The 8,957-nt window shown below is 71.0% G+C and carries 8 protein-coding genes and 1 pseudogene; 3 read left to right on the top strand and 6 right to left on the bottom strand.

The window, feature by feature from the left end:
- The first annotated feature begins 100 nt into the window (after positions 1-100).
- Both GRC12_RS38100 and GRC12_RS38105 read left to right on the top strand, forming a co-directional pair.
- Complete coding sequence (locus tag GRC12_RS38100; RefSeq protein ID WP_208784855.1) at positions 101-1,147, top strand: C40 family peptidase; 1,047 nt, start codon at positions 101-103, stop codon at positions 1,145-1,147.
- A 250-nt stretch (positions 1,148-1,397) separates the two neighbouring features.
- Complete coding sequence (locus GRC12_RS38105) at positions 1,398-2,681, top strand: PP2C family protein-serine/threonine phosphatase (protein WP_208784858.1); 1,284 nt, start codon at positions 1,398-1,400, stop codon at positions 2,679-2,681.
- Between the two features lie 91 nt (positions 2,682-2,772).
- Here the strand turns inward: GRC12_RS38105 and GRC12_RS38110 are convergent, their stop codons facing one another.
- The 6 genes and pseudogenes from GRC12_RS38110 to GRC12_RS38135 form a co-directional block, all read right to left on the bottom strand.
- Positions 2,773-3,111 carry a DUF2516 family protein gene (locus GRC12_RS38110; RefSeq protein WP_244374406.1) on the bottom strand — a complete coding sequence of 113 codons (339 nt, stop codon included), beginning with the start codon at positions 3,109-3,111 and terminating at the stop codon, positions 2,773-2,775.
- A gap of 130 nt (positions 3,112-3,241) precedes the next feature.
- Entirely contained in the window at positions 3,242-3,904 is a 663-nt protein-coding gene (locus GRC12_RS38115; protein WP_208784859.1) for a hypothetical protein, read from the bottom strand.
- A 59-nt stretch (positions 3,905-3,963) separates the two neighbouring features.
- On the bottom strand, positions 3,964-4,557 hold the full coding sequence (locus GRC12_RS38120; RefSeq protein WP_208784860.1) for a helix-turn-helix domain-containing protein: 594 nt from the start codon (positions 4,555-4,557) through the stop codon (positions 3,964-3,966).
- A gap of 302 nt (positions 4,558-4,859) precedes the next feature.
- A complete protein-coding gene (locus GRC12_RS38125) occupies positions 4,860-5,075 on the bottom strand; it encodes a hypothetical protein (RefSeq protein ID WP_208784861.1) in 216 nt (71 codons plus the stop codon).
- Positions 5,076-5,200: 125 nt separating this feature from the next.
- A complete protein-coding gene (locus GRC12_RS38130) occupies positions 5,201-7,213 on the bottom strand; it encodes an alpha/beta hydrolase family protein (RefSeq protein WP_208784862.1) in 2,013 nt (670 codons plus the stop codon).
- A gap of 487 nt (positions 7,214-7,700) precedes the next feature.
- A pseudogene (locus tag GRC12_RS38135) lies at positions 7,701-8,147 on the bottom strand (RraA family protein); the annotation flags it as partial.
- Positions 8,148-8,197: 50 nt separating this feature from the next.
- Between GRC12_RS38135 and GRC12_RS38140 the strand changes: the two are divergent.
- A partial coding sequence (locus GRC12_RS38140) for a nitroreductase/quinone reductase family protein (RefSeq protein WP_208784865.1) occupies positions 8,198-8,957 on the top strand: 760 nt, incomplete at its 3' end.

Genomic DNA, 8,957 nt, shown 5'->3' on the forward strand with positions numbered 1-8,957 from the left:
GAGATCGTCAGGGGTCCGGGGCTGTCTTATTGCGGTTGATCGTGGCACGATCCCTCCGGTTTGCATGTTACTGACGGTAAATCAGGTTGGGGGGAGCGGTATGCGTGCGGCCAAGCGTCGGTTGCTGGCCACCGCCGTGGCGTGTGTGGTTGCCGTACTGGCCGTCCCCGGGGTGGCGTTCGCGAGTCCGGAGCCGACTCCTTCGGCCTCCGCCAAGGACCTTGAGGCCGTCCGGGAGAAGCTCGACGGGCTGTACCACGACGCCGCCGTCGCCACGGACTCCTACAACGCCGCCGAGGAGCGGGCGCGGAAGCAGTCCGCCGCGATCGTCGATCTGGCGAAGAAGATCGTCGAAGGGCAGAAGAAGCTCGACGAGTTGAAGAAGCGGGCGGGGGCCGCGGCTGCCGCGCAGTACCGGAGCGGGGGGCTGCCCGACGAGGCGCAGTTGATGCTCAGCGACAATCCGCAGCAGTTCCTGGACGGGGCCGGGCGGGTGCTGCAGGGCGAACGGGCTGCCAAGGGGCTCATCGGGGAACTGACCCGTACGCAGGAGGACTTGCAGCAGTACGCGACGGACGCCTCGGCTCAGTGGCAGAAGCTGGAGGCCGATCGGAAGGCCAAGGAGTCCGCCCGCAAGGAGATCAGGACGCAGATCGCGGCCGCGGAGAAACTCGAGTCCCGGCTGGAGAAGAAGGAGAAGGAGCGGCTCGCCGAGTTGGAGCGGGAGGCCGCTTACAAGGCGCAGAGCGCCTGGCTCGGCACCGGGGTGATGGACGAGATCAAGGGGTCCGCTTCCGAGGCGGGGAAGAAGGCCGTCGCCTTCGCCACCCAGCAGATCGGGAAGCCCTACGAGTGGGGCGCCGAGGGGCCCAGGTCGTACGACTGCTCGGGGCTCACCTCCCAGGCCTGGCTGGAAGCCGGGCATCCCATCCCGCGCACCTCGCAGGAGCAGTGGAAGCAGCTCAAGCACGTGGACATCAAGGACATGCGTCCGGGGGATCTCATCATCTACTTCGACGACGCCAGCCATGTCGCCCTGTACATCGGTGACGGCGCCATCGTGCACGCGCCGCGGCCGGGGCGGACGGTGACGATCGCGGGGGCCGGGTCCATGCCGATCCTGGGCGTGGTGCGGCCGGACGCCTGAGACCGCGGTCACGTGACGCAGGGCACGCCGTGTTGAGTTCAAACGTCGGGCGGACGTGACCTTCGTCATTCCCCCTGGTGGGGTGTGCTGTCCAACTGCGGTACGGAACGCGGCATATGACGGTGGCCGGTGTACGGCGACGTGGCTCACACCATTCCGCTCGGGCGCCGACTACCGCTATGGTCCCCGTCGGTGGATCGAGGCCCCTCGCCCCACCGCGCCCTCGGGGGGAGGGAAGGAAGTCAGGACGATGCCCGTACCCATACCGCGGCAGCGAGCGATCCCGGCCGCGGAGAGCGGTCAGGCTCACGGCGGTCCCTCCACGCACCGGTCCCCGTACAAGGAAGCCACGGTCGACAACAACGCCACCACCCACCTCACGCTGCTGCTGATCGAGAACGATCCCGGCGGCTCCGCGGTCCTGCCCGAACCGCAGGACCCGGCCGACAAGCCGATCCGCGTCCGGCACGCCCGCAACCTCACCGAGGCGGAGCGGCTGCTGACCGACGACGTCCACTGCATCCTGCTGGACCTCGCGCTGCAGGGGCGTGGCGACGACGAGGACGAGCTCGCCGTGCTCAAGCACGTGCTGCGGCTCGCCCCCCGGCACGCCGTGCTCGCCCTGGCCCCCTCCGGTGACGCCGAGCGCGGCGCCGAGGCCGTGCGGGTGGGCGCCCAGGACTATCTCTTCCGGGACGAGCTGGACGGGCGGCTGCTGAGCCGGGCGGTGCGGTACGCCGTGGAGCGGAAACGTTCCGACACGGCCGAGCGGCGGCTGGCCGAGGGGCGGGTACGGGCGCAGGAGAACCGGCGTCTGGAGCGCGGGCTGCTGCCGACCCCGCTGCTGGACGGATCGTCGCTGCGGTTCGCCGCGCGCTACCGGCCCGGCCGCTCGCGTGCGCTGCTCGGCGGGGACTTCTACGACGTCGTACGGACTCCGGACGGGACCGTGCACGCCATGATCGGTGACGTCTGCGGGCACGGCCCCGACGAGGCCGCGCTCGGGGTGGAGCTGCGGATCGCCTGGCGGGCGCTGACGCTCGCGGGGCTGTGCGGGGACCAGTTGCTGAACACACTCCAGCAGGTGCTCGAACACGAGCGGTCCGACGACGAGATCTTCGCGACCCTGTGCACGGTGGACATCGCACCGGACGGGCGGAGGGCCGGGCTGTGTCTCGCCGGGCATCCCTCGCCGTTGGTCGCCCGGCCGGGACGGGCCCCGAAGCTGCTGCCGTACGACAACAACGGGCCGGCTCTCGGCCTGCTGCCCGGGGCCCGGTGGCCGCGGATGCAGGTGGAGCTGGGACCGGAGTGGAGCCTGATGCTCTACACCGACGGGCTCATCGAGGGCCATGTCGGTCAGGGGCGGGAGCGACTCGGGCAGGACGGGATGGTGGAGATCGTGCGCCGGCTGCTCGCCGAGGGGCTGGGCGGCGAGGAGCTGTTGCGGGCCGCGGTGAACGAGGTGCGCGAGCTCAACGGGGGCGAGTTGACGGACGACGTCGCGGTGCTGCTGCTGGACCGGGAGGGCTGAGCGCAGTCACCGGGCCCCTGAGGATTGTCGTGACCCTCGTCGGCCCCTCCTTGTCGTGACCCTGAGGGGCCGCTCGTCGTCCGGGAGGTTCTCAGCGTCCGCCGTTCCAGGGGCCGTACGGGCCGTCGCTGCTGCTGCCGCCGCCCCTTCTGCGGCCGAAGCCGCCGCCCGAGACCTGCTTGAGGGCGGGGCGGACGTCCACGAAGAAGACGATGGAGGCGACCAGGCCGGCGAGCTGGAGGAAGAGCATCGGGATCAGCAGGTTCACCGCCACCGCGATGCCCAGGATGATCAGCCAGAAGCCCTTGTTCTGCTTGTCGGCGGCGCGGTAGGCGTCGTCGCGGAAGAGGGCCGCCATGAGGAGCGCCACCACGGCGAGGACCAGCATGGCGAGGTAGAGCAGCCACATGAACCCTGCGAAGCCCGACATCAGCACAACGTCCACCACCCGAATCGGCTAGTCCTTACGCGGTCACCGTACCGTTCAGGCGTTCCCGCTACACAGAGAACGGGCCGGGCACTCCAGGAGTGCCCGGCCCGTTCTTCGTCACCCGTTCGTGTCACTTGGCGGGCGGGGTGGTCTTCTTCGCGGTGGTGGTCTTGCGGACCGGCGCCTTCTTGGCGGGGGCGGTCTTCTTGGCGGCGGGAGCGGGCGTGGCCACGGCGGGCTCCTCCTTGGCGGCGGCCGGCTCGGGCTTCGGCTCGACGGCGATCGCCAGTTCCTCGACGTCCTCGGCGACGGACTCGATGCCCTCGGCGGCCTCGCCGCGCCAGGTGCGCACGGCCTGCTCGCCGTGCTCGGCGACCTTCTCGTAGGTCTCGCGGGCCTTGACGGCGTACTCGGCGGCCACGCCGACACCGCGCAGCGCGAAGTCCTGGGCGGACTCGCCGAACTTCTTCAGGTCGGCGTCGATGGTGGAGCCGAGCTTCTTGATGTCGCCGTCGAGGTTGGCGATGAACTCGGTGACCTTGGCCTGGAAGGACTCCTGCGTCTCCTTGACGCGGGCCTGCGCCTCCTTGGCACGGGCCTGGGCCTTCTCCTGGACGGCCTTCGGGTCGGTGTTGCGGACGGCCTCGATGCGGGCCGGGGCCTCGGCGCGCAGCTGCTCCACCAGGCCGGGCACCTTCTTGGCCTGCTGGAAGGCCAGGTCGGCGGTGCCGGCCGCGAAGTAGAGCGGCGTGGGGTCGCTGAGGGTCTTGCGGAGGTCGTCGGTGATGGCCATGGTGATGGTCCTCCCGGATCACGTGCAGCTGAGGGTTTTGGGTGCCGCGGCGGGCTCGCTCAACTGGCGGGCCGCTGCGGGTCGTGCGGTGCGGCGTCGCTGCCGCCGGCTGTGCGGGTGCGGCGCGCGGCGGACTCACGTCCACCGGCCGCGCTGTTCTCGGCCGCCTCGGTGCCCTTGCGGGTGGGGCGTCGTACGACGGTGTCGTCGCCCTCGGTGTCCACCGTGCCGTCGCCGGACGCCACGGCCTCGGCGACCGCGGCGTTCGTCTGGGCCACCGCGTCGGCCTCGCCGTCCTCGGCCCCGAAGCCGTTCTCTTTCCTGAACGACTCGTAGATCTGCAGCAGGACCTGCTTCTGCCGCTCGTTGAGCGTGGGGTCGGCGAGTATGACCGCGCGCGTCTCCACCTCGTCGCGGTCGCGCTCCGCGTCGAGGATGCCGGCCCGCACGTACAGCGTCTCGGCGGAGATCCGCAGCGCCTTGGCTACCTGCTGCAACACCTCCGCGCTCGGCTTGCGCAGCCCGCGCTCGATCTGGCTCAGATACGGATTGGACACCCCGGCGGCATCGGCGAGCTGCCTGAGCGACAGCTGCGCGTTGCGCCGCTGTTCGCGCAGGTACTCGCCGAGATTGCCGACGTTGAGCGTTGCCATGCCTCCACTGTGCAACACCGTCGCTAACTATTGCAAGCACATGCTTGCAATAGTGCGCCACACCACTCGGGCGGGTGCGGCTGACCAGCCTCGCTGAAGGTGTCCTGTCTCACTCAATCGAGTCGTTTTCTCAACGAACCGAGTCGTTCGGGCTTCTGTCTCAGCGAACCTAGTCGTGCGGCGCCGCTGCTCGATTCCTGCGGATACGTGCCAGTGCCGCTCAGCGGGGAGGACTGCGTCGAGTTGCTGCCGGAGCGCTGGCAGGCGATCAACGCCTACGGGATCCGCATCAAGCACCGCACCTACGACAGCCCCGAGTTGAACCCGCTGCGCCGCCAGTGCTCGGGGATGACGGCGAAGAAGGGCCTGCTCGCGGCCCCACCGTACCGGCCGCCGACGACAGCAGCCGCCCCACGCCCCGCCGGCCACACGGTGGTCGGCGGGGAACCGTCCCACCACTCCGTCGACATCGCCACCCACGTGCCCCGGCAGTACACCGGTGTCGCGGGCAAGGTCACCAACTGCCGGGTCGGAGGGTCGCTGCACCTGGCGTCCGCTAGCGCGTCGGGCCGCGGTGAACCGGCGTCCGTTCCTGCCCAAAAGCGGGGATCCGACCTCTTCGAAGGCCGACGCCCGCCCGCGCTCACAGCAGTCCGGGCCGCTGCCACTCGTCACCAAGGACGTGGTGGTCGAGGAAGTTCAGGAACGCCTCGTACCAGACCTGGATGTGGCCCGGAGAGAGGATCCAGTGGTTCTCGTCCGGGAAGTACAGATACTTCGCAGGCACTTCGAACCGCTGCAGATCCTGGAAGAGCGCGGCGCCCTGGCCGACCGGTACGCGGTAGTCCTTCGCGCCGTGGATGACCAGCATCGGCGTACGGATCTTCGCGGCGTCCAGGTACGGGGAGTGCGCCTCGTACCGCTCGGGCCGGGTCACCGGGTCCCCGAAGATGCACTGGAAGTACCAGGGCGCGTCGGTGTCGCCCTGGAAGGACCGCAGGTCCCACAGGCCCGCGTGGCTCACGATCGCCTTGAACCGATCGGTGCTCGTGGCGACCCGGTTGGCCATGTAGCCGCCATAGGAGCCGCCCCCGAGGGCGGTGCGCGCGGCATCGATGTCGTCACGGTCCTCGGTCGCGTCGGTCAGCGCCATCACGTCCGTGTACGGGACCCCGCCCCACTGCCCCCAGCCGCGCCGGTGGCCCTGCTGACCGTAGCCGGTCGACAGGGCCGGGTCGGGCAGCAGCACCGCGTAGCCGCGGGCCGCGAACGGCCACGGGTTCCACCGCCAGGTCCAGCCGTTCCAGCTGCCCTGCGGCCCGCCGTGCACGGCGACGAGCAGCGGCGCGGGGTTCTCGGCCGACGCGCCCTCAGGCAGCACGAGCCAGCCGCGCAGCCGGTACCCGTCCGCCGCGTTGGCGTGCACCTCGGTGAGGGTGCCCGGCAGCGCGTCGAACGCACCGGGGGCGGGCAGCTCGACCAGCGTCTGGTCGGCGACGCCGGCCTCGAACCTGACCGGCCGCGGCGGCGAGTCGATCGCGTTGCGCAGCGCGTACAGTGTCCGCCCGTCGGGGGCCACGCAGAGCGAGCCGTACGCGCCCGAGGCGGTGAGCCGGGTCACGGTGCCGTCCGCGTCCCGCCGGAAGACGGGCGCGTGGCCCTCCACATCGGCCACGAAGAAGAGGGCCTCGTCGACCGTGGAACAGACGGCGCCGACAGGCCAGTTGTCGAACCCGGGCAGCAGATCGACGGCCTCTCCGCCGTCCACGCCGACCCGGACGAGCGTCATGTCCATCGACTCGTCGTAAGTCGGCCATGTCATCCGCGAGCACACGACCGCCGAGCCGTCGTGCGTGAACACCGGCGCCTCGTAGAGGTGCTCCACATCGCCCAGGACGAAGACCTCCTCGCCGGTGGCCGCGTGTGCCACCACCACGGCGGTGCGGTTCTCGGCGGGCACCCGGCCGGGCACGAACCGGGTGTAGGCCACTCGCGTCCCGTCGGGCGACAGCGCCACGTCCCCGGGGTTCTCGAGGCCGACACCCTGCCCGCCGGCGTCGACCACGACGCCCTCGGCCCCCGCGCGCACGAAGGTGTGCTGTTCCTCGGGGCCGAGATCGCGGTCCCAGGCGCGGGTCGGCCCGGCCTCGTACAGGATCGCGGTGACCTTCGCGTCCTTGCGCGCCGTGCGCAGCCTGCCGTGCGCGTCCGCGTCGGCGGCCCCGGGCAGCAGCCCGGCGGTGTGGGCCAGCGCGCCGGACTCCCGGGCGACGGTGAACGCGGTGATCCCGCCCGGGTGCCGGGCCACGACGGCGGCCTCACCACGCTCGGGCAGCGCCCACAGCGCGGCACCCTCGTGCTTGTCCTCCGCACTGTCGTCCTCGCGTTCCGACAGGAAGTACAGCACCCCGTCCGGACCGAACGCGGGCCCGGACTCGCCCTTCCCCGACCGGGTCAGGCGCAGCGCCTCGCGCTCCCCGGCCGGATCGATCTCCCACAGCCCGGACACGAACCTGGTCCGGTCCTCCGACAGCGTCTGCACGGTGGCGACGAGACGGCCACCATCGACGGACAGCGCAAGGGAGTTGACGCGAGGCTGGGCGAGGAACGCGGGCAGTTCGTGGAAGGCGGTCGTGCCACTGGGGATCGCAGACATGCGGACGATTCTTGCTCGCGAAGGAGGCGGTGAACAGCGGATTACGGGCGCCGCCCGCCAGCGGTGCCTGTCGCCCGTCCGGCGAAACGCAGGGATCCTCGCCCGATCGAAGTGATCGGACGGGATCCCGTCAACCGCCTACGACCTGACTCGTGAACGGCGCCTCCGATCACAGCAACACGTTCAGACCGCACCCGACGCTCACGAACGCCCCCCTTCCAGGGTCGCGGCCCAACTCCCAATTCCTACCAAGCCCCGCCCGTTCGGTGATGAGCGTGTGTTGAGCGGCGATGTCTGGCCCGGTCCACAGCCGTAACCTCAGACCTGAACCACTCCAGGTCACGGACTTGCGATGGCCCACTTCAAGTGAGACGGGACAGCGGCCACCGGGGTGAGCCGCGTGATCGTACGACGGGTACGGGTCGCTCGCGCCGAAGGGGATCAGTGTGCCGTCGATGTCGAGGAAGAGGAGCATCGCGCGTCGGTGTCAGCCCTCGAAGCCCTGCTCCGCCAGGAGCTTGTCGATGCGGGACCGGTGTGCCGACTCCCACTCGTCCAGGGACTCGGCGGCCTCCTGCGCGAGCTTCGCCCGGGCCGCCGTGAGGATCTCGTCGAGGCGTGCGGCGGGTACGGCGACCACACCCTCCTCGTCCGCCACCACGACGTCCCCGGCCGACACCCGCACCCCACCGCACACCACCGGCTCCCCCAGCGGCGCCACCGCGGACTTCGTGCCTGGGATCGGGATGACACCCCGGGCGAACACCGGGAACCCCGCCTCACGGACCTCCGCGAGATCGCGGATCAGGCCGTCGAGCACGAACCCGGCGATGCCCCGCCGCTGGGCGACCGCGCAGACGTTTCCGCCCGCCAGCGCCCAGTCCAGGTCGCCGGACTCCACGACCACGACCGCTCCGGGCTCGGCTCGGTGGATACAGGTCAAACGACTTCAACCCACGGGTCAGCGACTTCAACCAACAAGTCATTGATGAGTTCCGCGCCAACAAGGGCCGTCTGGCCGGCCACTTCGCGCAGGCCCGGCTGCTCCTGCTCACCACCACCGGCGCCCGCACCGGCACCCCGCACACCACCCCCGTCGGCTACCTCCCCGACGGCGGCGACCGCGTCCTGGTCATCGCCTCCGCCGGTGGCGCCGACAAGCATCCCGACTGGTACGTCAACCTCCGCGCCGACCCCCAAGTCACCGTGGAGAGCGGCGCTTTCACCTACCCGGCGCGGGCCGTCGTCCTGACCGGGGAGGAGCGCGAGCGGGCCTGGGCGCGGGCGGTGGAGGCCGACGACGGCTGGGCGGCGTACCAGAGGAAGACCACCCGGACCATCCCCGTGGTCGCGCTGCACCAGATCGCGAACGGCGGTCCCCCGAACGTCAACGCCTCCTCCCCGGCCGAGGCGATCAAGGTCGTGCACGACGCCTTCCGCCGTGAACTGGCCCTGATCAGGGAGGAGATGGCTGCGGGCGGCCCGACCCTGGGCGCCCAACTGCGCGTCAACTGCCTCACGTTCTGCCAGGGGCTGCACCACCATCACTCCGGCGAGGACCTGGCCCTGTTCCCGTTCGTCGAGGACCGCCACCCGTCGGCCGGCCCGGCGCTGCGTCGTCTGCGCGAGGAGCACGACCGCATCTCCACCCTCGTCGCCGACCTCCGCCGAGCCGTCTCCGCCCCCGCCGGCGACCCCGCCGCCGCCCGCGCCGAGGTCGAGCGCCTGACCCTGGACCTGGAGG

Source organism: Streptomyces griseorubiginosus, from assembly GCF_017614965.1.
Taxonomy (GTDB): domain Bacteria; phylum Actinomycetota; class Actinomycetes; order Streptomycetales; family Streptomycetaceae; genus Streptomyces; species Streptomyces griseorubiginosus_B.

Coding starts and splice junctions, on each gene's coding strand:
- GRC12_RS38110 (WP_244374406.1), bottom strand. CDS start 3,111: ATGTCGGGCTTCGCAGGGTTCATGTGGCTGCTCTACCTCGCCATGCTG.
- GRC12_RS38100 (WP_208784855.1), top strand. CDS start 101: ATGCGTGCGGCCAAGCGTCGGTTGCTGGCCACCGCCGTGGCGTGTGTG.
- GRC12_RS38105 (WP_208784858.1), top strand. CDS start 1,398: ATGCCCGTACCCATACCGCGGCAGCGAGCGATCCCGGCCGCGGAGAGC.
- GRC12_RS38120 (WP_208784860.1), bottom strand. CDS start 4,557: ATGGCAACGCTCAACGTCGGCAATCTCGGCGAGTACCTGCGCGAACAG.
- GRC12_RS38130 (WP_208784862.1), bottom strand. CDS start 7,213: ATGTCTGCGATCCCCAGTGGCACGACCGCCTTCCACGAACTGCCCGCG.
- GRC12_RS38115 (WP_208784859.1), bottom strand. CDS start 3,904: ATGGCCATCACCGACGACCTCCGCAAGACCCTCAGCGACCCCACGCCG.